This window comes from Cellulomonas alba, assembly GCF_030362835.1.
In the GTDB taxonomy this organism is placed as follows: domain Bacteria; phylum Actinomycetota; class Actinomycetes; order Actinomycetales; family Cellulomonadaceae; genus Cellulomonas; species Cellulomonas alba.
The window spans coordinates 1,969,486-1,994,557 of the sequence record NZ_JAUCGQ010000001.1 but is presented as its reverse complement, the minus strand read 5'-3'; the positions used below and the strand labels follow the sequence as shown (position 1 = coordinate 1,994,557).

Below are 25,072 nucleotides of genomic sequence, written 5' to 3'. Positions count from 1 at the left end.
TCGATCCTTCCACGCGCGGCCGGCGCGCCCGGACCGCGCGTGGGTCAGGCGTCAGCGACCGGTCGCCTGCCAGGCGCGGATCCCGCCCTCGAGGTTCGTCGCCTCGAACCCCGCGGCGCGCAGCACCTCGACCGCCGCGGCGGACCGCGCACCGACCGCGCAGTGCACGACGATCTCCTGGTCCCGCGGCAGCTCGTCGAGAGCCGAGCCGTCCAGCACGCGCGCGAGCGGCACGAGGCGGGCGCCGGGGATCGACGCGAGCGCGGCCTCCGCAGGCTCGCGGACGTCGATGAGCTCGAACCGGTCGCGACCGTCGGTGCGGAGGGCGAGCCGATCCGCGAGCGTCGCGGCGTCGATCGAACGGGCGGCCGCGGGCGATTCCGGCGCGCTCCGCACCGACGGGCGCGTAGCCGCGGGCCGCACGCGCACCGGCACCTCGGACCACCGCGCGCGCAGCGCGTCCACAACGAGCACCCGTCCGAGCAGCGGCTCACCGATCCCGGTGACGAGCTTGACCACCTCGGTCGCCATCACGGAGCCGACCTGCCCGCACAGCGCGCCGAGCACACCGGCCTCCGCGCACGAGAGCCCGTCCTCGGGCGCCGAGGGGAACAGGTCGCGCATCGTGACGCCCGCGGCCGCCCACGACACCGACACCTGCGCGTCGAACCGCAGCACCGACCCCCACACGAGGGGCACGCCGAGCCGCTCGCACGCCTCGTCGACCAGGTAGCGCGTCGGGAAGTTGTCCGTGCCGTCGACGACGAGGTCGTGGCCGGCGAGCACCGTGTCGACGTCGGCGCTGGTCAGGCGCGTGCGGACGGCCCGGACCTCGATCGAGGGGTCGATCCGTGCGATCGCGTCCCGCGCGGAGTCGACCTTGGGCCGGCCGACGTCCGCGACACCGTGGATCACCTGGCGTTGCAGGTTGGACGCGTCGACGACGTCGTCGTCGACCACTGTCAGCGCGCCGACCCCTGCCGCCGCGAGGTACTGGAGCACGGGGGCGCCGAGGCCGCCCGCGCCGACCACGCACACCCGCGCGTTGCGCAGCCGTCGCTGCCCCGCGTCGCCGACGCCCGGCAGCAGCAGGTGCCGCGACGAGCGCTCGACCTGCTCGGCGGTCAGCGGCGGTCCGGGCTCGACCAGGGGCTCCACCCGGCCACGGTAACCCCGCCCCGACCGGTCCCGGACGCCCGCGCACGGCCCCGTGCCGCCAGTCGGGCGGCGCGATACTCGCGCGCCCAGCGCACGGACAACCCATCGGCGCGTACGAAGGGTGTGGCCGAGCGTCGGCTCGCCGCGCGTCGCGGGTCCGACACGTCGTTCGCGGCGCTCTCGCCCGCACCACTGGCACACCCGCACCCGCGGCGCTCGCCTGTACCTTCCGCCCACCCGGGCCCGCACCGGCATCGCGGCGCGGCCGCGTCCCGGCGTCAGCCCCGCCCGGCCCCCAGCGTCGCCTGCCACGCCACGATCCGGTCGACCGCCTCGCCGACCACGTCGACCGACGTCGCGAACGACAGCCGCACCCACCGGTGCCCGTCCACGGGGTCGAAGTCGGTGCCCGGCGTCAGCGCCACACCGGCCTCGTCGAGCAGCCGCGCGCACCAGACGCGCGAGTCGAGCCCCGACGACGACACGTCCGCGTACAGGTAGAACGCCCCGTCGGCCGGCGCGACCCGCGACCAGCCGAGCTCGGGCAGCCGGTCGAGCAGCAGCGCGCGCGACAACGCGTATCGCGAGACGTTGGCGCGCGCCGCGGCCAGCCCGTCCTCGCTGAACGCCGCGACGCCCGCGTGCTGCGCGAGCGCCGGCGGGCACAGCGCCACGTTGCCGGCGAGCGCGTCGACGGGCGCCACGAGGTCGTCCGGCAGCACCAACCAGCCGAGCCGCCACCCCGTCATCGCCCAGTACTTGGAGAACGAGTTCACGACGATCGCGCCGCTGCCGAGGTGGTGCGCCGCGGTCGCCGTCTCGGGCGCCGAGCCGTACGTGATGCCGTGGTAGATCTCGTCGCTGACGAGCCGCACGCCGTTGTCCCCGCACCACGCCGCGAGGTCCGCGAGCTCGTCGGGGGCGATCATCGTGCCCGTCGGGTTGGCCGGGCTCGCGACCACGAGGCCGTCGACGGGCCGGTCGAGCGCCGCGAGCTGCGCGACCGTCGGCTGGTACCGGGTCTCGGGCCCGCACGGCAGGGTGACGACCTCGCACCCGAGCGCCGCGAGGATGTTCGCGTACGCGGGGTACCCGGGCACGGCGAGCGCCACGCGGTCGCCCACGTCGAACGCCGCGAGGAACGCCAGCAGGAACCCGCCCGACGAGCCCGTCGTCACCGCGATGCGTGCCGGGTCGACGTGGACGTCGTACCAGCGGCGGTAGTGGTCGGCGATCGCGGCGCGCAGCCCGGGCGCCCCGAGCGCCTCGGTGTACCCCAGGTCGCCGGCGGTCAGCAGCTCGACCGCGCGCTGCCGGACCACGTCCGACGCGCCGGTCGACGGCTCGCCCGCGCAGAGGTTGATGACGTGCTCGCCCGCGGCCCGGCGTGCGTTGGCCGCGGCCAGGATCTCCATCACGGCGAACGGCGGCACGTGCGAGCGCGACGAGACCTTCATGCCGTCATCCTGCCGGACCTCGCCGGGGCGACGCCGGGCGGGGTCCGCCGCCGTCGGCCCCCGCGCTGTCGAAATCGGCACGCCCCGCTCGTCATACGGGTGACGACACCCCACCGCGAAGGACGGCCGGATGCGCGCGAGGAACGGGCTCTCAGCCCTGGTAGCGGAGCCCGTCGAGGATCAGCCGGATGACGCGGCGCGCGCGCTCGGGGTCCTGCGCCTCGGCCTGCGCCATGCAGACGCCCGACACGGCACGCATGACGTCCGACGGCTCGACGTCGCGGCGGATCGAGCCGTCGACCTGCGCGGCTTCGATGAGCCGACCGGCCGTCGCCTCGAACTTGCCGCGCGCGGTGTGGAACACCGCCGCGGACTCCGGACCGAGCGCCGCCTTGAGCGCGGACGCCATGCCGCGCTTACGCGCCACGTAGCCGACGAAGCCGAGCAGCCACGCGTCGAGCGCGTCCCGCGCCGGGAGCTCCGCGGCCAGGCGGTCGGCATCGGCGCACAGCTCGTCGGCGCTCGCGCGGTAGACCTCGGCGATGAGGTCGGCGCGCGTCGGGAAGTGCCGGTAGAGCGTGCCGACGCCGACGCCGGCGGTCCGCGCGATGTCCTCGAGGGACGCCTCGGTGCCGTGCTCGGCGAACGCGTCGGCCGCGACCTCCAGCAGGCGCTGGCGGTTGCGTGCAGCGTCGGCCCGCAGCGGCCGGCTGGCCGACGGCGTCGCCGTCGTCGTGCCCTGGCTCACGTTCCTCCACCTCTCCCTCGACCCGTCGGAACCCCGTCAGGAAAACAGGTCGACAGAACGGTTGCGTAACCGGAGGATGCCTCCGTATAGTCCTTCGTATCCGGAGGCTCTCTCCACTTCAGACAATCCTACGACGCGGAGGTCCGCGTGTCTGCCCCAGCTCTTGTGCCTTCGACGAATCCCACGACCCGGTCTCGTACCGCCTCGCCGGCTCTCGTCCTCATCGCCATCCTCACCACGCAGCTCATGATCGTGCTCGACGCGACGATCGTGAACGTCGCGCTCCCCGACATCCAGCGCGCCCTCGGCTTCACGCCGACCGGCCTGTCCTGGGTGCTCAACGCCTACACGCTCGCGTTCGGCGGGCTCCTGCTCCTCGGAGCGCGCGCGGGCGACCTGCTCGGTCGTCGTCGCATGCTGCTCGTCGGTGTCGGCCTGTTCGTGCTCGCCTCGTTCGTCGGCGGGTTCGCGCAGTCGCCCGGCCAACTCCTCACCGCGCGCACCGTCCAGGGAATCGGCGCGGCACTCGCTGCGCCGTCCGGCCTGGCCCTCCTGATCGGCCGGTTCCCCGAGGGCCGCGAGCGCGCCCGCGCGCTCGGCTACTTCTCGGCCGTCTCGGTCGGCGGCGCGGCCGTCGGCCTCATCGCGGGCGGCATCCTCACCGAGTACGTCTCGTGGCGCTGGGTGCTGTTCGTCAACGTGCCGATCGGCATCGCGCTGATCTTCGTGGCGCGCATGGCGCTCACCGAGACGCCGCGTCACCCCGGCCGGTTCGACATCGCGGGCGCCGCCACGGCGACCGTCGGCATGACGTCGCTCGTCTACGGCTTCGTCCGTGCGGCGACCGAGGGCTGGTCCGACACCGAGGCGGTCACCGCGTTCGTCACGGCCACCGTGCTGCTCGCCGCGTTCATCGCGATCGAGCTGCGCGTCTCGGCGCCCATCACGCCGCTGCGCCTGTTCGCCGACCGCACCCGCGCCTCGGCGCTGGCCGGCCGGGTGCTGCTCGTCGCCGCGATGTTCGGCATGTTCTTCTACCTGACGCAGATCCTGCAGGACGTCTACGGGTACACCCCGCTCGTGACGGGCCTCGCGTTCCTGCCGCTCACGGTGATGCTGTTCGTGATGTCCCGGATCTCCGCCGGGCTCATGGAGCGCGTCGGCATGCGGACCCTCATGGTCGGTGGCCTGACGATCTCGACGGTCGGCATCCTGCTGCTCACCCGGCTGACGGTCGACAGCAGCTACGTCGCCGTGCTCGTCCCGCTGCTGCTGTTCGGCACCGGCAACGGGCTCGCGTTCGTGCCGCTCACGGCGGCCGGTCTGGTCGGGGTCGAGCCGCGTGACGCGGGTGCCGCGTCGGGCCTGGTGAACGTGGCGCAGCAGGTCGGCGGGTCCGTCGGGCTCGCGGTCCTCGTGACGGTCGGCGCCGCAGGCGCGCGGCACGCCCACCCGACGGGCTCGACGCCGGCGGAGGTCGCGCAGCACGCGTTCGTCGCCGGGGCCGACCGGGCGTTCCTCGTCTCGGCGCTGCTCCTCGCGGCGACCGTGGTGCTGCTCGCGGTGGCGACCCCGTCGCTGCGCCAGGAGCGCGTGCGCCGGCTGGCCCGCGCGATCGACGAGGAGCTCGAGGCGGAGCTCGAGCTCGCGGAGGCCGTCACGGTCGACTGACCGGACGACACACCAGGCGGAGGCCCGGGACGCGTGGAGGGACGCGGCCCGGGCCTCAGTCGTGCTCGCTGACGGCGCGGCGCCGATCCCTACTGCCACCGGTCCGGCGCCGTGAGTTCCGGTCGGCGCCGTGAGTCCCGCCGGTTTCCGCGAGTCGCGATTCGCGGAAACCGGCGAGACTCACGGACTGGGCTCCGGCCGCGGGCGCCCGGGGAGGAGGCCAGGCCGCGCAGCGGGTGGCGCCGATCGTCGAACCGGTGGCGGCGGGGCGGTCAGTGCCGAGCGCCGCGCGGCGAGCGCGGTGGCCGTCAGTCCGCGCCGAGCGCCGCGCGGACGTGGTCGACGATGCCGTCGGCGGCGGCCTCGACCTGCGCGAGGCACGCCTCGAACTCGCGCTGTCCGCCGTACCAGGGGTCGTCGATGTCGAGCAGGTACTCGGGGCCGCCAGGCGCGACCTCGGGCGCCGCCGGGTCGAACGAGCGGTAGAGGACGACGCGCTCCGCGGCCTCCGGCGTGGGGGCCAGGCGCCGGAGTGCCCGCGCGTGCGTCGCCGTCATCGCCAGGACCAGGTCGCGCGACTCGAGCTCGGCGCTTGTCACCTGGTGGGCGCGGTGCAGGTCGGCGGTCGGGTACCCGTGCTCCCGCAGCACGGCACGCGCGCGCCGGTCGATCGGGTTGCCCTCCTCCTCGTCGCTCACGCCGGACGAGTCGACGACCACCTCGCCGTCGAGGCCGGCGGCCGCAAGGCGCTCGCGCAGCACCACCTCGGCCATGGGCGAGCGGCAGATGTTCCCGGTGCAGACGGTCATGACGCGGTACGGCACGGCGCCCATCCTCCCGGACGACCGGCGCGGGTCGGTGCGCAGCGGGCGCACCGTGTCCCCGAGCCGATCGCCGACGGGGCTTGACGCGATACAAACGCGATATATTCTGGTTAGAGCATTCGACATCGGACAGGAGGCGCAGACGTGGCCCGCAGCCGCAGCAACCCGCTTGCGCTCGCCGTGCTGGCGCTGCTCTGGGAGCGCCCGATGCACCCGTACGAGATGTCGATGACGCTCCGCGAGCGCGGCAAGGACGAGTCGGTACGCCTCAACTTCGGCTCGCTCTACTCGGTGGTCGACTCGCTCGAGAAGCACGGCCTCGTCGCGGCCGCGTCGACCGAGCGCGAGGGCAACCGCCCGCAGCGGACCGTGTACCGCATCACGGACGAGGGCTCGCGCGAGGTCGTCGACTGGTTGAGCGACCTGCTGCGGACGCCGACCAAGGAGTTCCCGCAGTTCGAGGCCGCGCTCTCGTTCCTGCCGCTGCTGCCGCCCGACGACGCGGTGCGCCTGCTCCGCCTGCGCGTGGTCGCGCTCGAGCGCCGGCAGGCCGCGCTGCGCGGCTCGCTCGACGAGGCCGTCGCCACCGGGCTCCCGCCGCTGTTCACCGTCGAGTCCGAGTTCGAAGGCGCGCTGCTGCGCGCCGAGCTGGACTTCGTCACCGACCTCGTCACGCGGCTCGGTGACGGCACCTACCCCGGCGTCGACCTGTGGCGCCGCTTCCACGCCGACGCGGGCCCCGACGGCCGCATCGACCAGACGGCCGTCGAGGAGGCGGTCACCGCGTACATCCAGTCCGTGCGCTCCGGCCCCTAGCCGGGCGGCGAAACAGGTCGGCCCAGGTGCTGGAACACCCGGGCCGACCGACCACGAACCGACCAGGAACACCTGCGCGATCCGCCGCACGAATCAGCATAGGTGGCGCCTCGGTCGGACTCACCGGCCGTCCCCCGGACGGCCCGACCAGAGGGAGCACCATGCCGCTCGACCTCGCCGTGGACGCCCACGGCCTCGTCAAGACCTACCCGGGAGGCCGCGGCCAACCGGACGTCCGAGCCCTCGACGGGCTCGACCTCGCCGTGCCCGCGGGCACGGTCCACGGCCTGCTCGGCCCGAACGGCGCCGGCAAGTCCACCACCACGAAGGTGCTGACGACGCTCGCCAGGGCGGCCGAGGGCACGGCACGGGTCGCCGGGTTCGACGTCGCGCGCGACGCCGCGGCCGTGCGCCGCCGGATCGGGTACGTCTCGCAGGGCACGGGCGCCGACGGCCTCCTCACCCCGCGCGAGAACCTCGCGATGGCCGCCCGGCTTCGCGGGGCGTCCCGGGCTGACGCGACCGCGAGGGCGCGCGAGCTCGTCGACCGGTTCGGCCTCGGGGAGGCCGCCGACCGTCGCACCACCTGCCTCTCGGGCGGCACCCGCCGCAAGCTGGACGTCGCGCTCGGGCTCGTCGACCGGCCGCAGGTGCTGTTCCTCGACGAGCCCACCACTGGCCTCGACCCGGAGGCGCGCGCGTCGATGTGGGCGGAGATCCGGCGCCTCGCCGGCGAGGACGCGCTCACCGTCGTCCTCACCACGCACTACCTCGAGGAGGCGGACCGGCTCGCCGACGCCGTGTCGATCGTCGACCAGGGCCGGGTGGTCGTCGCCGGCTCGCCCGACGAGCTCAAGTCGACGCTCGCGGGCGACACGCTGACGGTCGAGCTCGTCGAGCCCGACGCAGACGCGGTCCGTTCCGCGGCCGCGCGGGTCGCCGGTCTCGACGACGCGGTCGTCCACGTCGAGGGCCCGACGGGCCGGCTCGTGGCCCGCACCCCGGACGGCTCGGCCGTCGTCGCCGCGGTGATCGCGGCGCTGCGTGACGCGGGCGTCCGGCACGGCGCGGTCGCGGTCTCGCGGCCGACGCTCGACGACGTCTACCTCCGTCATGCCGGCCGCTCCTGGACCGCAGCCGACGCCACCTCGAAGGAGGCCGCGCGATGAGCACCGCGACCCTCGACCGCACCACGGCACCGGCCCCGACCACCGCGCGCGACGCCTCGTGGCCCGCGCAGGTCGCGCACGTCTCGTGGCGCTGGTTCGTCAACCTGCTGCGCCAGCCGTGGGGGCTCGGCGTCGCGATCGTCCAGCCCGTCATCTGGATCGTGCTGTTCGGCAACGTGTTCAGCGCGGTCGGCGACCTGCCCGGGTTCGGTGGCGCCGACTACCTGACGTTCCTGGTGCCCGGGATCGTCATGATGACGGTCCTCTACTCGGGCGCGTGGGCCGGCACGGGGTTCATCGACGACATCCGCTCGGGCGTCATGGACCGGCTCCTGTCCTCGCCGGTGCACCGGTCGGCGCTCGTCACCGGGCAGCTCGTCCAGCAGCTCGCGGTCTCGCTCGTGCAGGGCGTGTGCGTCATCGGGATCGGCTGGCTCGCGGGTGCCCGGTACGACGGCGGGCTCGTCGGCATGGCCGTGGCGCTCGGCGTGTCGTTGCTGCTCGCGGCCGCGTTCTGCTCGCTGTCGGCGGCCGTCGCGCTGCTCGCGCGCGACCAGACGGCGCTGATCGGCATCTCGACGATCATCGTGCTGCCCGCGACGTTCGTGTCGACTGCGCTCATGCCGCCCGCGCTGCTGCCGAGCTGGGTCGAGACCGCCGCCCGCTACAACCCGCTGACGTGGGCCACCGAGGCCGCGCGCACGGCGATGTCGACCGACGTCGACTGGGGCCTCGTGGGCACGCGCAGCCTGTGGCTCGCGGTCCTCGCGGCGCTGGTCGCGTGGTGGTCGGTCCATGCGATGCACGCGTACCAGCGGTCGCTGTAGCACCCGCCGGACCGAACGTGCGGCCGAGGCGCCGCCCCTGCGGGGACACGCCGACGACACTCCGGGAGTCGAGCGCCCGGCCGCACGTCCGGTACGCGACCGTCAGTCGCGAGCCGTGAGGACGACGGGCCCGTCCTTCGTCACCGCCACGGTGTGCTCGGCGTGGGCGGCCAGCGAGCCGTCGGCCGTGCGGATCGTCCAGCCGTCGGGGTCGATCAGGTAGTCGTCGCCGCCCGCCATGAACCACGGCTCGATCGCGATGACGAGCCCCGGCTTGAGCTTGAGCCCCGAGCGAGGCCGGCCGAGGTTCGGCACGTGCGGCTCCTCGTGCATCGTGCGCCCGACGCCGTGCCCGCCGAAGTCGCCGTTGATGCCGTACCCGGCGGCGGCGCCGACCGCGCCGATCGCGGCCGAGACGTCGCCCATCCGCGCGCCCGCCCGCGCAGCGGCGATGCCCGCGTCGAGCGCGCGCTCGGTCGCGGCGATCAGCCGCTGCGCCTCGGGCGTCGTGGTGCCGAGCTGGAACGTCAGCGCCGAGTCCGCGACCCAGCCCTGGACCTCGGCCGCGAAGTCGATGCTCAAGACGTCGCCGTCCTGCAGCACGTACGACGAGGGCAGCCCGTGCAGCGCCGCGTCGTTGACGGAGGTGCAGAGCACGCCGGGGTAGGGCATCGCGCCGAACGACGGGTGGTAGCCGAGGTACACCGAGCGGGCGCCGGCGTCGTCGATCATGCGGTGCGCGTGCGCGTCGAGGTCGGCGAGCGTCATGCCGGTGCGGGCGACGTCGCGCAGCGAGGAGAGCACCCCGGCGACGAACTTCCCGGCCGGGCGCATCTGGTCGATCTCGGCGGCGGTCTTGAGAGCCATGGACCCAGCCAATCACGGCCGGCGGGCATCCTCGCCCGCGCTCCCTCGCGCGGTCCGCCACTGCGGACCCGTCGCCGGGCACGGGAGAGCCCGTGGGCCGGAACCCCTGACGGGGCCCTGCCGCGATGGACGAGGTCGCGGCTCCCACGGGCTTCGGTGACTGCCGGAGATTCGCTCGCCGCCCTCCCGGTGGTCCGGGGGCCTGCGGGCGGATCGGCAATCCGTCCCGAGACTGGGGCGACTAGCGGACAGCCACCTCACGCGTCCTGGAAGACTTCATGTTCCGGACCACCTCCTTTCCCGTGTTCGACGACGGTACGTCCGGCCCCGCGCCAGGTCCAACCGATTTCGCTGCCCGCGATCGCGTTCCGGTGGCGGCCCCCCGCGACCGCCCCGACCCTTGTCCGGTGATCACCGGCTTCCACGTGCTGCTGCCCAGCGACGACCCCGCCGCGGACCGTGAGTTCCTGCGCGACCGGCTCGGCTGGCCGTGGGTCGAGGACGCCGCGTCGGGCGACGGCTGGCTGATCTTCGGCCTGCCGCCCGCGGAGCTCGGCGTGCACCCGGGCGCGAGCGGCCTGCTCGGTCAGGGCGCGACGCTGTTCCTGATGTGCGACGACCTGGAACGCACGCTCGCCGACCTCGCCCGTCGCGGCGTCGAGCCCGAGGCGCCGCCGCGCGAGGCGGGCTACGGGCTCGTCACGAGCATCGCCCTGCCGAGCGGCGCGACGCTCGGGCTCTACGAGCCGCACCACGAGAGCCCGCTGACGAGCGGCGCCACCGTCTCGGACGCGCGCCGGGACGCCGCCCCGCGCCTGCCCACGCCGACCCGCCACGCGAACATCGAGGTGACGCTGGTCTCGACGGTGCTCGAGTGCCTCGACGCGCGCGAGCTCGCCGACTTCTACGAGCGTCTGCTCGGCTGGACGCGCGTCTCCGAGGACGAGGACTGGGCGCAGCTCCGGCCGCCGGCGGGCGGCTCCGGCCTGTCGTTCTCGTCCGACCCGCGGTACCGGCCCCCGGTGTGGCCCGCGACGGACGACCACCAGCAGATGGAGCTGCACCCCGACTTCCTCGTGGACGACCTCGCGCGCGGCGTCGAGCACGCGCTCGCGTGCGGCTCGCGGCTCGCGGACTTCCAGCCGCAGGAGCACGTGCGCGTGCTGATCGACCCGGCGGGTCACCCGTTCTGCTTCTTCGACGCGGCCGGTTAGCCCCAGCCGGTGCAGAGTCGCGGACGCCGGGCCGGCGCGCATGGCATCCTGCTGGCGGCCGCGACGGTGTGCTCGTCCGCCGGCGGCCTCAGCCGGACGAGCACACCCAGGGGGTAGTCCCGTGCGTCGTCCCGTCCGAGTCCTCACCGTCGCCGCGAGCGTCGCCGTCGTCGCGCTCCTCGGCGCCTGCGACGCCGGCAGCCACGATGCGGCCGCCGACCCCACGCGTGCCCACGCCGGCGCCTCGGCCACGCCGACGCCGACCGCTCCGGTCGAGCTGACCGCGGCGACCTTCGCCGACACGCTCGGTGCGGCCATGACGAAGGCCGCGAGCTACGACTTCACCATGAACATGACGGCGCAGGGTCAGGCCGTCACGGCGCGCGGCTCGGCCGAGGTCGGGACGTCGGCGGCGACGCCCACCCTCGCCATGACGATGGACATCGCGGACCAGGGCACGATCGAGATGCGGTTCGTGGGCGGCAAGGCGTACATGTCGATGCCGCAGCTGACGAAGGGCAAGTTCTTCGTCATCGACCCGAAGGACACGTCGAACCCGCTCGCCTCGTCGTTCGACCAGCTCACCCAGCAGTCGGACCCGGCGCAGAGCATCCGGGAGATCCAGGGCGCCGTCGTCAGCGTCGCGAAGGCCGGCGCGCCGGTCCAGCTCGACGGCGTCGCCGCGCAGCCCTATGACGTCACGCTCGACACGAGCAAGATCGCGTCGCTGCAGTCGCAGCTCGGCTCGACGGACGTCAAGCTCCCGGCCACGCTGACCTACCGCTACTGGGTCGGCCCCGACAACCGGCTGCGCAAGGTGACGACGTCGGTGCTCGGCACGACGGTCGACATGACGTTCAGCCACTGGGGCGCGGGCGCCCCCGTCACGGCGCCGAGCGCGGACGAGATCACCGACTCGCCGTTCTGAGTGTTCGCGCAGCCATCCGTCGGGACGGCGGCACCGAACACCCATCGAGCCCGTTGTCGCCGGGCTCGATGGGATCGTCCGGAGGTGGTGGCGATGCTCGGCGTGGCGCGCATGCGACCCGTCACCGGCCACGGCAGCGCGTCCGAGCTGCGCCGGGCACGGCGCCCGCGGTCGGCGCCGCGCGCGCGTGCGCGAGCGGGGTGCGTGAGACTGGCGGGCGTGCCGCAACGACCTCAGGTGCCCGCCGCCGTCGACGCGCGCGGGCCGGAGGTGACCGCGGACGCGTTGCTCCGTGACGTCGCCGCCGGCGACGAGGCCGCGTTCGAGCGGCTGTACGACCGCCTCGGCGCTGCCGTCTTCGGCGTGTGCCTGCGCGTGCTGCGCGACCCCGACCACGCGGCCGAGGTCGCGCAGGAGGTGTGGCTCGACGTGTGGCGCACCGCACCGCGCTTCGACGCCGCGCGCGGGTCCGCCCGAGCCTGGGCGCTGACGACCGCGCACCGGCGGGCCGTCGACCGGGTGCGTGCCGTGCAGGCGCAGCGCGACCGCGACCAGCGCGACCTCGACGCCGAGCCCCGGCGACCCTTCGACGAGGTGGCCGACGGTGTCGCGGACGAGCTCGAACGAGCGCGGGTGCGCGACTGCCTCGGCTCGCTGACCGCCACGCAGCGCGAGGCCGTCCTGCTCGCCTACTACGGCGGTCGCACGTACCGCGAGGTCGCGGACGAGCTGGGAGCCGCGCTCCCGACCGTGAAGTCGCGGATCCGCGACGGGCTCATCCGGCTGCGCCTTTGTCTGGGGGTGACGGCATGAGCGAGGACGACGAGCTGGCCCGCGACCTGCTGGCGGCGTACGCGCTGGACGCCGTCGACGACGACGAGCGCCGTGCGGTCGAGCGGCTCCTGGCCACGGACCCGACCGCGGTGCGCGAGCTCGCGGGGTTCCGCGAGGTCGCCGCCCGGCTGGCGGCGACCTCCGCGACGCCCCCGCCGCCGCAGCTGCGTGCCGACGTGCTCGCGGCCGCGCGGCGGACGCCTCAGGTCGAGCCCGAGGCCCCGCAGGCGGAACCTCGCGCGCCCCGGCCCGCGACCGTCACGCCGCTCGACTCGCGGCGACGGACGCCCGTGCGGTGGGTGGCGATCGCGGCCGCGTTCGTCGTCGGCGCGGCGATCCCCACCGCGATCGCCGTGCAGCAGGCGCACCGGCTCGATCACGTGGAGCAGCAGCAGGCCGCTCTGGCGGGGCTGCTCTCGGACCCGTCGGCATCGGTTGTCCACGGCGACGTGTCGGGCGGCGGCCAGGCGACTGCCGTCGTCACCGGGGACCGCGCACTGTTCGCGGTGACCGACCTGCCGGAGCCCGCACCGGGGCACGTCTACCAGCTCTGGGTGCTCGCCGACGGCACGCCAAGGTCGGCCGGTCTCATGCCCGACGGTGGTGACCAGCACGCGCTGGTCGCGGACGGCTTCAGCGCGGGCGACTCGCTCGCCATGACGCTCGAGCCGGCGGGAGGGTCGCCCCAGCCGACCACTGCGCCGCTCGTCGTCCTCTCCGCCTGAGCCGCGTCCCACTCCGAACAGCCCGCGCGAGGGCCCGGCTCGGCGTCGCCCCGGCGAGCCCGCGGACGCCCGAACCGGCACGGGCACGCCGCAGCCCCCTCGCCGTCCTGTGCAAGGGGGCTGCGCGGGCCGGACGCCGGGCGCGTCGGCCGGAGCCGGTCGCCGCGGCGACCGGGAGTCAGGTCGGCCGGCTCGCCGCCGGCTCGAGGTCGTCGTCCGTCGGCGTCACTTCGCGGGCATCAGCACCGAGTCGATGAGGTACACCGTGGCGTTGGCGGTGTGCACGCCGCCGCAGACCACCTTCGCGCCGTTCACCATGAGGTCGTCGCCGGAGCCGGTGACCTTGACCATGCCGCCCTCGACCGTCTTGTGGTCACCCACGACCTGGCTGGGCGAGAGCTGACCGGGCACGACGTGGTACGTGAGGATCGTGGTCAGGGTCTTGTCGTCGGTCTTGAGCGAGTCGATCGTCTTGGCCGGGATCTTGGCGAACGCGTCGTCGACCGGCGCGAACACCGTGAACTCGCTGCCGTCGAGCGTGGAGACCAGGTTCACCTTCGGGTTGAGCTTGCCGGAGACGGCTGCCGTGAGGGTCGTCAGCATCGGGTTGTTCGAGGCGGCGACCGCGACGGGGTCCGTCGACATGCCGGTGATCGAGCCGGCGCCGGTCGGCACCTTCGCGGCGTAGGCCGCGCAGCCGGGCCCGACGAGGTCCGCCGCCGCCATCGCGCTGCCGTCCGTGCTCATGGGTGTCGACATCGGGCTGGACATCGGCGTCGACATCGGCGTGTCCTGCATCGCGGGCGACGACGCGCCCGATCCCGTCGAGCTGCCGTTCGACGAGCAGGCCGCGAGGCCGAGGCTCGCGAACCCGGCGACGGCGACTGCGGTGATCCGTGTGCGGGTGCTGGTGCGCATGTCGACTCCTCGGTCCGTTCGGGTACGCGCCCCACCGGGGCGTCGTGAGGAGTTCGGAACCGGCGCCGTCGCGGATGGCTGCGTCTTCCTGCGGACCCGGCGATGCCCGGGCGGCGCCTCGCAACGAGGCGGTCGCACCCATCCGCGCGGCGCTCCGCAGCGAACCGGGGGCATGAGTCTGCTCACGCTCGCGATCGTCGGTGTCGTCGGAGGCCTGATCACCGGCATCTCGCCGTGCATCCTCCCCGTGCTCCCCGTGGTGTTCCTCGCGGGCGGCGTGCAGGGCGCACGCACGCCCGCCGTGTCGCGGGGCGAGGCAGCAGTGACGGTGGGCGCGCTGGCGCAGCCGGCCTTCCTCGCGGGCAACCACGTAGCGGCCGGCGCGGGGACGCGCCCGGCTCCGGGGCCCGTGCCGAGCGCCCTGCAGCCGAGCGCCCTGCAGCGGACCGTGACGACCGGGCGGCAGGAGAAGCCGCGCGGCGGCCGCCCGTACCTCGTCATCGCGGGGCTCGTCACGAGCTTCACGCTCGTCACGCTCGTCGGGACGTTGCTCCTCCACGCGCTCGGACTGCCTGAGGACCTGCTGCGGTGGGCGGGCATCGCGGTGCTGGCCCTCCTCGGCCTCGCCCTTCTCGTCCCACGCCTCGAGGCGGTCGTCGAGCGCCCGTTCGCGCGTCTAGCCCCGAGGCGCGCGCCGGGCTCGGGCCGCGGGGGTTTCGTGCTCGGGCTCGGCCTCGGGGCGGTCTACGTGCCGTGCGCCGGCCCCGTGCTCGCCGCGATCACCGTCGCCGGCGCCACGGGATCGGTCGGGGTCGGGACCGTCGTCCTGACGGTCTCGTTCGCCGTGGGCGCGGCGATCCCGCTGCTGCTGCTCGCGCTCGCGGGGCGCCGCGCCGCCGAGCGGATCGCCGTGTTTCGCACGCACGAGCGGACCGTGCGGGTCGTCGCCGGCGCGCTCATGCTCGCGCTCGCGGCCGCGCTGGCGTTCAACGTCACCGACGCGGTGCAGCGTGCACTGCCCGGGTACACCGACACGCTCCAGTCGAAGGTCGCCGCGAACGGCACGGTCCGGCGAAGCCTCAACCTCGGCGGCCTCGTGACCAGCGAGAACGCCGGGCTGAGCCGGTGCGACAACGACTCGCCCACGCTGCAGGACTGCGGGCCGGCGCCTGCCCTCCAGGGCATCGACCACTGGATCGGCTCGCCACCGGTCGACCTCGCGCAGCTGCGCGGCAAGGTCGTGCTGATCGACTTCTGGGCCTACTCATGCATCAACTGCCAGCGCTCGGTGCCGCACGTCGAGGCGTGGTACCGGACGTACGCGAAGGCCGGCCTCGTCGTCGTCGGAGTGCACACCCCGGAGTACGCGTTCGAGCGTGAGACCCGCAACGTCACCGAGGGCGCTCGCCGGCTCGGGATCACGTACCCCGTCGCGCAGGACAACGGCTACGCGACCTGGACCGCCTACCGGAACCGGTACTGGCCCGCGAGCTACCTCGTGGACGCGCGCGGCACGGTGCGTCAGATCTCGCAGGGAGAGGGCGGGTACGCGACCACGGAGCAGCTGATCCGCGACCTCCTGGAGCAGGCTGACCCGAGCCTCAGGCTCCCCGCGCCGACCGACGTCGCCGACACCACGCCGCGCTCGGCCACGACTCCCGAGACGTTCCTCGGCATCGGCAAGCGGAGCAACGTCGCGGGCGCGTACCACGACGGCGCAGGCACGTACTCGCTCCCTGCCGACCAGCCCCCCGACACGGTCGCGCTGGGCGGCGCGTGGACGACCGACCAGCAGGGCGCGACCGCGGGCGACGCCGCGGAGGCACGGCTGCGCTACCACGCGACGCTCGTGCAGTCGGTCCTCGGCGGCGCGGGGAACGTCCGCGTCACCGTGCGCGACGCGTCGGGTGCAGTGGCCTCGTCGCGGACGATCGCGGTCGACGGCGAGCCCAGGTCCTACCCCGTGGTCGACGCGGGCGGCCCCAGGCGCGGGACGGTCGAGCTGACCGCCGACCCGGGTGTGGAGCTCTACTCGTTCACGTTCGGGTGACCGCGCACGCACCCGGCCCGTGGGCCCGCGTTTGCACTCTCGGACCCAGAGTGCATACGGTCGCCCGGTGCCCGCACCCACCGACCGTCGCGCCGTGACGGCCCGTCGGGTCGTCGCCGGCGCCCAACGCCTGACCCTCGAGCGCGGCCTCGACGGCTGGACCATGGACGAGCTCGCCGCGACCGTCGGGCTGTCCCGCCGCACCGTGTTCAACCACGTCCCGAGCAAGCTCGAGGCCGTCCTGGCGGTGCCGTGCCGCCCCGACGAGGACGACCCGCGCACGCGAGCCGCCGTCGACGCGTTCCGCGCGGGGGGGCCGACGGGCCGGCTCCTCGACGACGTCGTCCACCTGGGGAGCGCCCTCACGGCGTTCCCGGACGAGATCGACCCGGACCTGCTGCGCACGACACGCGCCGTCCTGGCGCACGAACCGCGCGCCGCGCAGGCCGAGCACGCGCGGTTCCACCAGGCGTCGGAGGACCTCGTCGCACTGATCCTCGAACGCGAGGGCGACGGCTTCGGCGCGGAGCGCGCCCGGCTCGCGGTCAAGCTCCTCGTCACGGTCTTCGACGCCTCGATCGACCAGTTCCTCGCGCCGGAGGAGAGCCGCACGCTCGCCGAGCTCTTCGACGCGACGCTGCACGCGGCCGCCGAGCTCTTCGCCTGACGCCCACCGGCTCGCCACGCTCGCGGCGACACCCGACCCACCCTTCACCCCACGACGCACCACGCGACGAGAACCCCCGGAGCTCCTCATGGCCACCCTGCTGCACCGCCTCGGCCGCACCGCCTACCGGCGCTGGCCCGCCTTCGTCGTGGGGTGGCTCGTGCTCCTCGTCGCCGTCGGTGGTCTCGCCGGCGCGCTGCACAAGCCGATGACGAACACGCTGTCGATCCCGGGCATCCCCTCGGAGCGGGCGGCCGACCTGCAGAAGGAGCTGTTCCCGCACGCCGTCGACGCCGCGAACGAGGTCAACGTCAACGTCGTCGTCGCGGCGCCTCAGGGCAAGAGCCTCGCCGACGCGCCGTACGCGGGCGCGGTCGCCGCGCTCGTCGGTGACCTGCGGGCGCTGCCGCAGCTCGCGTCCGCGGACCGGATCGCGGGCCCCGTCGAGGCCTCGGCCGCGCAGGCGCAGCAGCTCGTCCAGGCATCGGTCGCGGCGGGCATGACCCAGCAGCAGGCGGAGGCCAACGCGCAGGCGCTGTCACCGCTCTCGCAGGACGGCCGCACCGGCACGATCTCGTTCGACTTCGCCGTCGAGACGCAGGCCGACGTCGCGGACGCGACGCACGTGGCCCTCGACGACGCCCTCGCGAAGACGCGCGCGGCGGGCCTGACGGCCGAGGCGAACGGCACCGGTGCGCAGGCCGGCTTCGAGGCGGGCGGCTCGGCCGAGGTCGTCGGCGTCGCGATCGCGCTCGGCGTGCTGCTCCTCACCTTCGGCTCGCTCGTCGCCGCGGGCCTGCCCATCCTCACGGCCCTCGTCGGCGTGGGCGTCGGCGTGGGCGGCATCGAGATCCTCACGCGGTTCATGGACATCACGGCGACGACGCCGCTGCTCGCGACGATGATCGGCCTGGCGGTCGGCATCGACTACACGCTGTTCATCCTCGCGCGGTACCGCTCCGAGCTGGAGCGCACGAACGGCGACCGGCAGGAGGCCATCGGCATCGCGGTCGGCACGGCGGGGACGGCGGTCGTGTTCGCGGGCCTCACGGTGCTGATCGCGCTCGCGTTCCTCTCGGTGGTCGGCATCCCCTTCCTCGGCGCGATGGGCATCGCCGCGGCGGCCACCGTGCTCGTCGCGGTCCTCGTCGCGCTGACCCTGCTGCCGGCGATCCTCGGCATGCTCAAGTCGAAGGCGTTCGCCGGGCGGGTGCGCAAGGACGAGCCGAAGCGCGAGGCCGACGGCCGCGTCATCAACAACGGCACGCGCTGGGCGCGGTTCGTCCGGCGCTGGCCCATCCCCGTCGCGCTGCTCGCGGTGGTGCTCCTCGGGGCGCTCGCGCTGCCGGCCCGCGACCTGCACCTGGCTCTGCCGAGCGACTCGACCGCGTCGTCCGACACCTCGGCGCGCCGGGCGTCCGACCTGATGAGCGAGGCGTTCGGCCCGGGCCGCGAGGGCCCGCTGCTCGTGGTCGTCGACGCGCGCTCGGTCGACGCCGCGGACCGGCCGGCCGCGTTCGGCGGCGTCGTCGCGTGGGCCTCTGGCCAGCCGGGTGTGGCGAACGCGCAGGTCGTCGGCCAGAACGCCGACGGCACGGGCGCCCAGGTGCTCATCCAGCCGACCACCGGCCCGGACGACACCGCGACGTCGACCCTGCTCGGCAAGCTGCGCGACCAGCAGGCGTCGATCGAGCAGAAGACCGGCACGACGATCGGCGTCACCGGCCTGACCGCGATCCAGACCGACGTCTCCGACAAGCTCGGTGCGGCGCTGCCCGTGTACCTCGCCATCGTCATCGGCCTCGCGTTCGTGCTGCTCGTGCTCGTGTTCCGGTCGATCCTCGTGCCGCTCACCGCGACGCTCGGGTTCCTGCTGTCGATCCTCGCGACGCTCGGCGTCACCGTGCAGGCGTTCCAGAAGGGCACCGGCGGCCTGGTCGAGGGCGCGCCGATCATCAGCTTCATGCCGGTGTTCCTCATCGGCATCGTGTTCGGCCTCGCGATGGACTACCAGGTGTTCCTCGTGACGCGCGTCCGCGAGGCGCACGTGCACGGCATGGCGATGCGCGACGCGGTGGTCGACGGGTTCCGCCAGTCGGCGCGCGTCGTCGCGGCGGCGGCCACGATCATGACGGCGGTGTTCGCGGCCTTCATCCTGATGGACGAGCCGATCATCAAGTCGATGGGCTTCGCGCTGGCCGCGGCCGTCGTGCTCGACGCGTTCGTCGTGCGGATGGCGCTCATCCCGGCGCTGCTCTACCTGATGGGCGACAAGGCGTGGTGGCTGCCGCGCTGGCTCGACCGGGTGCTGCCGGACGTCGACGTGGAGGGCGAGAAGCTGCCGCGTCCGTACGTCGTGCACGCCGAGGCGACGCCGGCCGCGCCGGACGGGGAGACGGTCCCGGCCTGACGCGGGCTCACCCCGGGCACGCGGCCGGCACGCTCGCCGCGCCGCGCGCCCGGGTGACCGACGCGGAGCGACGTGGCGCGGGTCGCAGCACGCGGACGAGACCGAGGCTCGCCACGATCGCGACTGCCGCGGCGGGCACCGGCACGGCGTCCGGGCCGGCGCCGGCCACGAGCGCGCTGCCCGCCGCCGCCCCGACCGCGATCCCGAGGTTGAACACGACCGGGATGACGGTCCCGGCGGTCGCGCGGTGCGCCGGGCCGGCCACGCGCAGGATCGTCGGCTGCGCGAGCGGCGGGAGCGCGCCCGACGCGAGCCCCCAGGCCGCGACGAGCAGCACGGTCACCACGGGGTGCGCGCCGACGACCAGGAGGCTCGCGAGCGCGAGGCCCACGGCCACGCCCGCCCCCACGAGGGCCGCGTGCAGGCGGCGGTCCCCGAACCGGCCGACGAGCACGACCGCGAGCGCGGAGGTGCCGCCGAACAGGAGCAGCAGCCCGCTGACACCCCCCGGGAGCGCGTCGGCGGTCGGCGCGACGAGCCGCGTGATGAACGTGTACGCCGCGAAGTGGCCGACGAGCACGAGCCCGACGAGTGCCGACACCGCCACCACGGTCCGTAGACCGCGACCGGCCCCCGCCGCCGGTGCGTCGAGGGCGGCAGGTGCGGCCGAGTCGTCGTCCGCGCCCCCGGCGCGGCTGCCCGCGGCGCCCGCCGTCCCCTGGACCACGGCCCGGACCAGCACCGCCGCCACGACCGTCGCCCCGGCCAGCAGCCCGAAGGCCACCCGCCACGACGCGACCCGCGCCACGAGGCTCGCGACGGGAGCGCCGAGCACCATGCCGAGCGTGGCCCCACCGAGCACCACCGCGACCGCCCGCGCGAGCAGCCGCTCGTCGACGAGGTCCGCGACGTGCGCGTTGACCGCGGACCAGAGCAGCCCGCACGCCGCCGCGCCGAGCACCCGGCTGACCAGCGCGACGTCGTAGCCCGGCGCGAGCGCGGTCAGCACCGCGGACGCACCGAGCGCCAGCAGTGCCGCAGCGATCACGGCCCGGCGCTCGTGGCGCCGCGTGAGGCGCGCCAGCGGGAACGTCGTGACGACGACCGTCGCGGCCCACACCGCCACGAGCGCGCCGCCGCGCGCCGTGCTGACGCCGAGGTCGGTGCTCATGGGTGTCAGGACGGCGGTCGGCAGCATCTCGGCGCTCACCATCGCGAACGTCGCGCCGCCGAGGACCAGCAGGCTCGGCCAGGGAAGAAGGGGCATGCCGTCGACGCTAGGGATTGACATCAGTGTCAAGGTCAAGGGGAACGCGATGAAGATCGGTGAGCTCGCGAGCAGGACCGGTGTCTCGACCCGCATGCTGCGGCACTACGAGGCGCAGGGGCTGCTGGCGCCGGGCCGTGCGGCCAACGCGTACCGGACGTACGACGAGGCCGACGCCGAGCGCGCCGTCCGCGTGGCGGGCCTCGTCCGCGCGGGCGTCCCCACCCGGCTCGTCAAGGTGCTGCTCGACCTCGAGAACGTGCCCGACGACGAGCTCGTCGCCGCCTGCCCGCGATCCGTCGCCGAGCTGCTGCACACCGAGCTCGAGGGCCTCGACGAGCGGATCGCCTGCCTGTCGCGCAGCCGCGCGACGCTGTGCTCGTTCCTCGAGCGCGCCGAGGCCGCCGCGGCCGACCTCGAGCCGACACCCGTGCCCGCGCGCGTCTGAGGTCGCCGACGCAGCGACCCGGCAGGACTGCCCGAGATCCGACGCACCGCCCATTCCGGCCGGGATCTGGCAAATGGGGTAACTGGTCAGTAACGTGCACCGGGCGCGCCGTCACGACGTCGTGACTCGGCGCGCTAGTCGATTCGCACGAGCCAGGGGAAGTTCATGCCACGTCGCCGTCTGATCGCCTCCGCCACCGCACTGTCCGTCGCCCTCGGCACCGCCGTGCTCGGCGCGCAGGCCGCGTCCGCCGCCCCTCCGACACCGCCACCACCGCACGCGGGCGACTCGGCGAAGCTCGACCGGGCCGCGGTGGCGAAGGTGCACGACGGCCTGCTCACCGCGAAGGGCCACGTCACGGCGTTCGTCCAGCTCGACACCAGGTCGGGCGCGCAGGTCGCCGCCGCCGGAGGCAGCCCGAAGGCCGTCAAGGCGGCTGCCGCGACGACCCAGGACGTCGCCGCCGACGTCGTCCCGACGAAGGCGACCCGTGCGAACGCGCGCTCCGCCACGCCGAAGCGCCTCGGCACCACCACGAACCTCGTCGCCGGAACGCTCGTCACGGGCGACGCCGCGCAGGTCAGCGAGCTCGCCGCGTCGCCTGACGTGGTGGCCGTCTACCGCGTGGTCCCCAAGGAGGCCGCGACCAAGAACACCGACACCTTCACGCGCGCCCTGCAGACCTGGCAGGACACGGGCGTCACGGGCAAGGGCGTCCGGATCGGCATCATCGACACCGGCCTCGACTACACGCACGCCGACTTCGGCGGCGCAGGCACGGTCGCGGCGTACCAGGCGGCGTACGGCAAGGACGGCACGCAGCCGATCCCCGCGGGCTCCTTCGACCCCGCCAAGTTCGCCGGCGGCTACGACTTCGCGGGCCCGAACTACGACGCCGACCCCAGCTCCCAGCTGCCGGGCGCCACCACGGTCCCCACGCCGGACCCCAACCCGATCGACGCTCCGACCACGTCGGACAACGTGGGCCACGGCACGCACGTCGCCGGCATCGCCGCCGGGTACGGGGTGCAGCCGGACGGCACCACGTTCCGCGGCGACTACTCGTCGCTGACCGACCTCTCGACGTGGGTCGTCGGACCGGGCGCGGCGCCCAGCGCGGAGCTGTACTCGCTCAAGGTGTTCGGCGACATCGGCGGCGTGACGAACCTCGTGACGCTGGCTCTGGACCGCGCCGCCGACCCGAACGGCGACGGCGACCTGTCGGACCGCTTCGACGTGCTCAACATGTCGCTCGGCAGCAGCGGGTCGCCCGCGGACGACCCCGACAACCTGCTGGTCGACCAGCTGACCCAGCTCGGCACGGTCGTCACGATCTCGTCCGGCAACTCGGGTGACGTCACCGACATCGGCGGCTCGCCGGGCAACTCGCCCAGCGCGATCACCGTCGCGAACTCGGTCGGCGACCCCCAGACGCACGACGGCATCGACGTCACCGCGGCGTCCGACTCGTCGCTGCTCGGCCTGCACGCAGCGCAGAACTCGACCAGCTACACCGGCCCGGACGTCACCGCGCCGGTCGCGTACGTCGGCGCGCGCTTCGACGGCTGCGCGAAGTTCACGGCCGACCAAGCCGCCACCGTCAAGGGCAAGATCGCGTACCTCTGGTGGGACGACGACGACACGACGCGCGTGTGCGGATCCGCCGCCCGGTTCAACAACGCACAGGCCGCGGGTGCGGTGGGGGTGCTGCTGCCGTCGAGCGTCACGGTGTTCTCCGCGGGCATCCTCGGCAACACCGGCATCCCGGGCGCCCAGATGACGCGACCCACCACGGAGGCGCTGCTGCCCGAGATCGAGGCCGGCACGCTGAGCGTCAAGATCGGTCCCTCGCTCGCGGGCGCGGTCACCGAGTCGGTCGTGGGTGACGCGCTCAACCCGAGTTCGTCGCGCGGTGTGCACGGCTCGCTCGGCCTGGGCAAGCCGGACGTCGCCGCCCCCGGCACCGACATCCAGTCGGCCGGCTCGGGTACGGGCAACCAGTCCGAGACGCTGAGCGGCACGTCCATGGCGGCCCCGCACGTCGCCGGGATCGCGGCCCTGGTCCGCGCGGCCCACCCGTCATGGGAGCCGACGCAGGTCAAGGCGGCGATCGTCAACACGGCCACGCACGACGTGTGGACCGGCCCGCACCAGACCGGCACGGCGTACGGGCCGCAGCGCGTCGGGTCCGGCCGCGTCGATGCGCGCGACGCGGTCGGCACGAGCGTGCTCGCGTACGACACGCAGACGCCCGAGGCCACCTCGGTGTCGTTCGGCGTCGTCGACGTCGGCGCCACGACCGTGACCAGGAAGAAGACCGTCACGGTGAAGAACCTCGGCACGACGAGCGCGCGGTACTCGACGTCGTTCGTCGCGTCGCAGACGTCGGGCGCGTCGGTCTCCGTCTCGCCGGCCTCGTTCACGCTGGCGGCCGGCCGCTCGACGATCGTCACGCTGACGTTCACGGCGGACCCGGCGAAGCTCGTCCGGCAGAACGACCCGACGTCCGCCGACGTGCAGGACGGCGTGCCGCGCGAGTACGTCGCGGAGACGGCCGGCCGGCTCGTGCTCACGTCGTCGTCGCAGCAGCTCCGCGTGCCGGTCGAGGCAGCGCCGCGGCTGGTCAGCTCGCTGTCCGCGAAGCCGGTGACGTTCGCGAGCCGCGCGGCGGCGACCGCCGGCCTGGCCCTCACGGGTCGGGGCGTCGCGTCGGGCGGGTGGTACTCGCTCACCACGCCGCTGGTGCTCGGCGCGACCAGCCCGCGGCTCGAGGACGACCCGTCCCTGGTGACGTCCCCGTCCGTGCGACGGTCGGCCGACATCCGGTACGTCGGCTGGGCGTCGACCGCACCCGCGGTCGAGGCGGCCGGCGGCGACGCGGCGGACGGCCTGCTCGGCATCGGGATCGCGACCGACGGCGACTGGGCCGACCTCGTGTCGGGCGGCGCGACGGCGTCGACGTTCCAGCCGGTGATCGACATCGACGTGGACGGCGACGGCACCGACGACCTCGAGACCGTCGTGCAGAAGCTCGCCGACGAGGCCGACGTCACCGTGGCCGCCACGTTCGACGACGCGACCGGCGACGTGGTCGGGGTCGAGCTCGTCAACGAGTTCGCCGGCGACGTCGAGTCGGGCATCTTCGACAACAACGTGCTCGTCGCGCCGATCCCGCTGTCGGCGATCCCGGCCGGCTCGACGCCGCGGATCACGGTGTCGACCTACTCGGGCTACGCGCAGAACGACACGGGCCTGCTCGACTCGGCCCGGCCGTTCACGGTCGACCCGTACGACCCGCCGTTCTGGTTCGAGAACGACATCGAGGGCACGTTCTCCACGCTGGGCGACGGCGGCACGGTCATCCCGGTGCACCGCGGCACGGGCGCCACGACGGGCCGGCTGCTCGTGCTCCAGCACGGCAACGCCGACGCGCGGTCGCGGGCCCAGGTCGTGCGCGTCACTGTGCCCGCGGCCAAGCCGACGAGCACCACGCTCGCCGTCAGCGGCGGCGGCACGGCCGGCTCGCCGGTCCACCTCCGAGCCACGGTCGCGCCCTCCGTCGCGGGCAGCGTCACGTTCCTCGACGGGTCGACCACGCTCGCCACCACGGCCGTCAACCACGGCCGGGCCGACGCGACGGTCCGGCTCGGCGCCGGCAGGCACGCGGTCTCGGCGGTCTTCACGCCGTCCGACCCCGCCTACGCCGGCTCGACGTCGCGGACCGTGACGGTCAAGGTCGCCAAGTCGGCGTCGGCGACCTCGGTGCACCTCTCCCGGTCGTCCGTGCCGGCGGGTGCGGCGGTCGCGGCGACGGTGCCGGTGCGCGGGTGGACGGTCGCACCGAGCGGCACCGTCCAGCTGCGTGAGGGCTCGACCGTGCTCGGCACCGGGACGCTCACCGTGTCCGGCCTGACCGGCACGGCGACGATCGACCTGCCGCGGACGCTCAAGCCGGGCTCGCACCGGCTGACGGCCGTCTACGCCGGCTCGGCCGACGTGGCCGGCTCGCAGGCCACGGCGACGCTGACGGTGCACGCGGCGAGCTGACGCACGGGACGAGGCTCCCGGTCGGAC

20 protein-coding genes are annotated in these 25,072 nt (G+C 74.5%); 13 read left to right on the top strand and 7 right to left on the bottom strand.

Annotated elements, in window-relative coordinates:
* Window positions 1-51: 51 nt before the first annotated feature.
* The 3 genes from moeB to QRT04_RS09135 all read right to left on the bottom strand — a co-directional run bounded on the left by moeB (window position 52) and on the right by QRT04_RS09135 (window position 3,363).
* The gene (gene moeB, locus QRT04_RS09145; RefSeq protein ID WP_289454903.1) at window positions 52-1,158 is read right to left on the bottom strand and encodes a molybdopterin-synthase adenylyltransferase MoeB; all 1,107 of its coding nucleotides are present in this window, start codon (window positions 1,156-1,158) and stop codon (window positions 52-54) included.
* A gap of 278 nt (window positions 1,159-1,436) precedes the next feature.
* Entirely contained in the window at window positions 1,437-2,615 is a 1,179-nt protein-coding gene (locus QRT04_RS09140) for a pyridoxal phosphate-dependent aminotransferase (RefSeq protein WP_289454902.1), read from the bottom strand.
* A gap of 151 nt (window positions 2,616-2,766) precedes the next feature.
* Window positions 2,767-3,363 carry a TetR/AcrR family transcriptional regulator gene (locus QRT04_RS09135; protein ID WP_289454901.1) on the bottom strand — a complete coding sequence of 199 codons (597 nt, stop codon included), beginning with the start codon at window positions 3,361-3,363 and terminating at the stop codon, window positions 2,767-2,769.
* Window positions 3,364-3,510: 147 nt separating this feature from the next.
* Between QRT04_RS09135 and QRT04_RS09130 the strand changes: the two genes are divergently transcribed.
* Window positions 3,511-5,034, top strand: a complete 1,524-nt coding sequence (locus QRT04_RS09130; RefSeq protein WP_326522459.1) for an MFS transporter — start codon at window positions 3,511-3,513, stop codon at window positions 5,032-5,034.
* 308 nt (window positions 5,035-5,342) lie between these two features.
* On the opposite strand, the gene QRT04_RS09125 is transcribed toward QRT04_RS09130, so the two are convergent.
* Window positions 5,343-5,867, bottom strand: a complete 525-nt coding sequence (locus QRT04_RS09125) for a low molecular weight protein-tyrosine-phosphatase (protein WP_407653578.1) — start codon at window positions 5,865-5,867, stop codon at window positions 5,343-5,345.
* 135 nt (window positions 5,868-6,002) lie between these two features.
* Here QRT04_RS09125 and QRT04_RS09120 point away from each other — a divergent pair, with 135 nt between their 5' ends.
* The 3 genes from QRT04_RS09120 to QRT04_RS09110 all read left to right on the top strand — a co-directional run bounded on the left by QRT04_RS09120 (window position 6,003) and on the right by QRT04_RS09110 (window position 8,670).
* Window positions 6,003-6,674: a PadR family transcriptional regulator gene (locus QRT04_RS09120; protein ID WP_289454899.1), complete on the top strand. Its 672-nt coding sequence runs from the start codon at window positions 6,003-6,005 to the stop codon at window positions 6,672-6,674.
* Window positions 6,675-6,835: 161 nt separating this feature from the next.
* The gene (locus tag QRT04_RS09115) at window positions 6,836-7,843 is read left to right on the top strand and encodes an ABC transporter ATP-binding protein (RefSeq protein ID WP_289454898.1); all 1,008 of its coding nucleotides are present in this window, start codon (window positions 6,836-6,838) and stop codon (window positions 7,841-7,843) included.
* Window positions 7,840-8,670: an ABC transporter permease gene (locus QRT04_RS09110; protein WP_289454897.1), complete on the top strand. Its 831-nt coding sequence runs from the start codon at window positions 7,840-7,842 to the stop codon at window positions 8,668-8,670. The genes QRT04_RS09115 and QRT04_RS09110 overlap by 4 nt, the downstream gene beginning before the upstream one ends.
* A 102-nt stretch (window positions 8,671-8,772) precedes the next feature.
* Here the strand turns inward: QRT04_RS09110 and map are convergent, their stop codons facing one another.
* Window positions 8,773-9,537 (bottom strand): type I methionyl aminopeptidase, encoded by a 765-nt coding sequence (map, locus tag QRT04_RS09105; RefSeq protein WP_289454896.1) that lies wholly within the window; start codon window positions 9,535-9,537, stop codon window positions 8,773-8,775.
* Between the two features lie 407 nt (window positions 9,538-9,944).
* Between map and QRT04_RS09100 the strand changes: the two genes are divergently transcribed.
* The 4 genes from QRT04_RS09100 (at window position 9,945) to QRT04_RS09085 (ending at window position 13,238) form a co-directional block, all read left to right on the top strand.
* Complete coding sequence (locus tag QRT04_RS09100; RefSeq protein WP_289454895.1) at window positions 9,945-10,751, top strand: VOC family protein; 807 nt, start codon at window positions 9,945-9,947, stop codon at window positions 10,749-10,751.
* A 121-nt stretch (window positions 10,752-10,872) separates the two neighbouring features.
* The gene (locus QRT04_RS09095; protein WP_289454894.1) at window positions 10,873-11,679 is read left to right on the top strand and encodes a LolA-like protein; all 807 of its coding nucleotides are present in this window, start codon (window positions 10,873-10,875) and stop codon (window positions 11,677-11,679) included.
* Between the two features lie 219 nt (window positions 11,680-11,898).
* Window positions 11,899-12,492 carry an ECF RNA polymerase sigma factor SigK gene (sigK, locus tag QRT04_RS09090; RefSeq protein WP_289454893.1) on the top strand — a complete coding sequence of 198 codons (594 nt, stop codon included), beginning with the start codon at window positions 11,899-11,901 and terminating at the stop codon, window positions 12,490-12,492.
* Entirely contained in the window at window positions 12,489-13,238 is a 750-nt protein-coding gene (locus tag QRT04_RS09085; RefSeq protein ID WP_289454892.1) for an anti-sigma factor, read from the top strand. The genes sigK and QRT04_RS09085 overlap by 4 nt, the downstream gene beginning before the upstream one ends.
* Window positions 13,239-13,463: 225 nt before the next feature.
* Here the strand turns inward: QRT04_RS09085 and QRT04_RS09080 are convergent, their stop codons facing one another.
* Window positions 13,464-14,156, bottom strand: a complete 693-nt coding sequence (locus tag QRT04_RS09080; RefSeq protein WP_289454891.1) for a fasciclin domain-containing protein — start codon at window positions 14,154-14,156, stop codon at window positions 13,464-13,466.
* Window positions 14,157-14,328: 172 nt separating this feature from the next.
* On the opposite strand from QRT04_RS09080, the gene QRT04_RS09075 reads away from it, so the two are divergent.
* From QRT04_RS09075 to QRT04_RS09065, 3 genes are all read left to right on the top strand, one after another.
* On the top strand, window positions 14,329-16,206 hold the full coding sequence (locus QRT04_RS09075; RefSeq protein ID WP_289454890.1) for a cytochrome c biogenesis protein CcdA: 1,878 nt from the start codon (window positions 14,329-14,331) through the stop codon (window positions 16,204-16,206).
* Window positions 16,207-16,273: 67 nt separating this feature from the next.
* Entirely contained in the window at window positions 16,274-16,873 is a 600-nt protein-coding gene (locus QRT04_RS09070) for a TetR/AcrR family transcriptional regulator (RefSeq protein ID WP_289454889.1), read from the top strand.
* An 88-nt stretch (window positions 16,874-16,961) separates the two neighbouring features.
* The gene (locus tag QRT04_RS09065) at window positions 16,962-19,283 is read left to right on the top strand and encodes an MMPL family transporter (protein ID WP_289454888.1); all 2,322 of its coding nucleotides are present in this window, start codon (window positions 16,962-16,964) and stop codon (window positions 19,281-19,283) included.
* A 7-nt stretch (window positions 19,284-19,290) separates the two neighbouring features.
* Here the strand turns inward: QRT04_RS09065 and QRT04_RS09060 are convergent, their stop codons facing one another.
* Entirely contained in the window at window positions 19,291-20,550 is a 1,260-nt protein-coding gene (locus QRT04_RS09060) for an MFS transporter (RefSeq protein WP_289454887.1), read from the bottom strand.
* Here QRT04_RS09060 and QRT04_RS09055 point away from each other — a divergent pair.
* Together QRT04_RS09055 and QRT04_RS09050 are read left to right on the top strand one after the other, a co-directional pair.
* A complete protein-coding gene (locus QRT04_RS09055) occupies window positions 20,549-20,998 on the top strand; it encodes a MerR family transcriptional regulator (protein ID WP_289454886.1) in 450 nt (149 codons plus the stop codon). The genes QRT04_RS09060 and QRT04_RS09055 overlap by 2 nt on opposite strands.
* Window positions 20,999-21,163: 165 nt before the next feature.
* Entirely contained in the window at window positions 21,164-25,045 is a 3,882-nt protein-coding gene (locus QRT04_RS09050) for a S8 family serine peptidase (protein WP_289454885.1), read from the top strand.
* The last annotated feature ends 27 nt before the right edge of the window (window positions 25,046-25,072 follow it).

Coding starts and splice junctions, on each gene's coding strand:
- QRT04_RS09085 (WP_289454892.1), top strand. CDS start 12,489: ATGAGCGAGGACGACGAGCTGGCCCGCGACCTGCTGGCGGCGTACGCG.
- QRT04_RS09050 (WP_289454885.1), top strand. CDS start 21,164: ATGCCACGTCGCCGTCTGATCGCCTCCGCCACCGCACTGTCCGTCGCC.
- QRT04_RS09140 (WP_289454902.1), bottom strand. CDS start 2,615: ATGAAGGTCTCGTCGCGCTCGCACGTGCCGCCGTTCGCCGTGATGGAG.
- QRT04_RS09055 (WP_289454886.1), top strand. CDS start 20,549: ATGCCGTCGACGCTAGGGATTGACATCAGTGTCAAGGTCAAGGGGAAC.
- QRT04_RS09125 (WP_407653578.1), bottom strand. CDS start 5,867: ATGGGCGCCGTGCCGTACCGCGTCATGACCGTCTGCACCGGGAACATC.
- QRT04_RS09075 (WP_289454890.1), top strand. CDS start 14,329: ATGAGTCTGCTCACGCTCGCGATCGTCGGTGTCGTCGGAGGCCTGATC.
- map (WP_289454896.1), bottom strand. CDS start 9,537: ATGGCTCTCAAGACCGCCGCCGAGATCGACCAGATGCGCCCGGCCGGG.
- QRT04_RS09110 (WP_289454897.1), top strand. CDS start 7,840: ATGAGCACCGCGACCCTCGACCGCACCACGGCACCGGCCCCGACCACC.
- QRT04_RS09080 (WP_289454891.1), bottom strand. CDS start 14,156: ATGCGCACCAGCACCCGCACACGGATCACCGCAGTCGCCGTCGCCGGG.
- QRT04_RS09065 (WP_289454888.1), top strand. CDS start 16,962: ATGGCCACCCTGCTGCACCGCCTCGGCCGCACCGCCTACCGGCGCTGG.
- QRT04_RS09115 (WP_289454898.1), top strand. CDS start 6,836: ATGCCGCTCGACCTCGCCGTGGACGCCCACGGCCTCGTCAAGACCTAC.
- QRT04_RS09060 (WP_289454887.1), bottom strand. CDS start 20,550: ATGCCCCTTCTTCCCTGGCCGAGCCTGCTGGTCCTCGGCGGCGCGACG.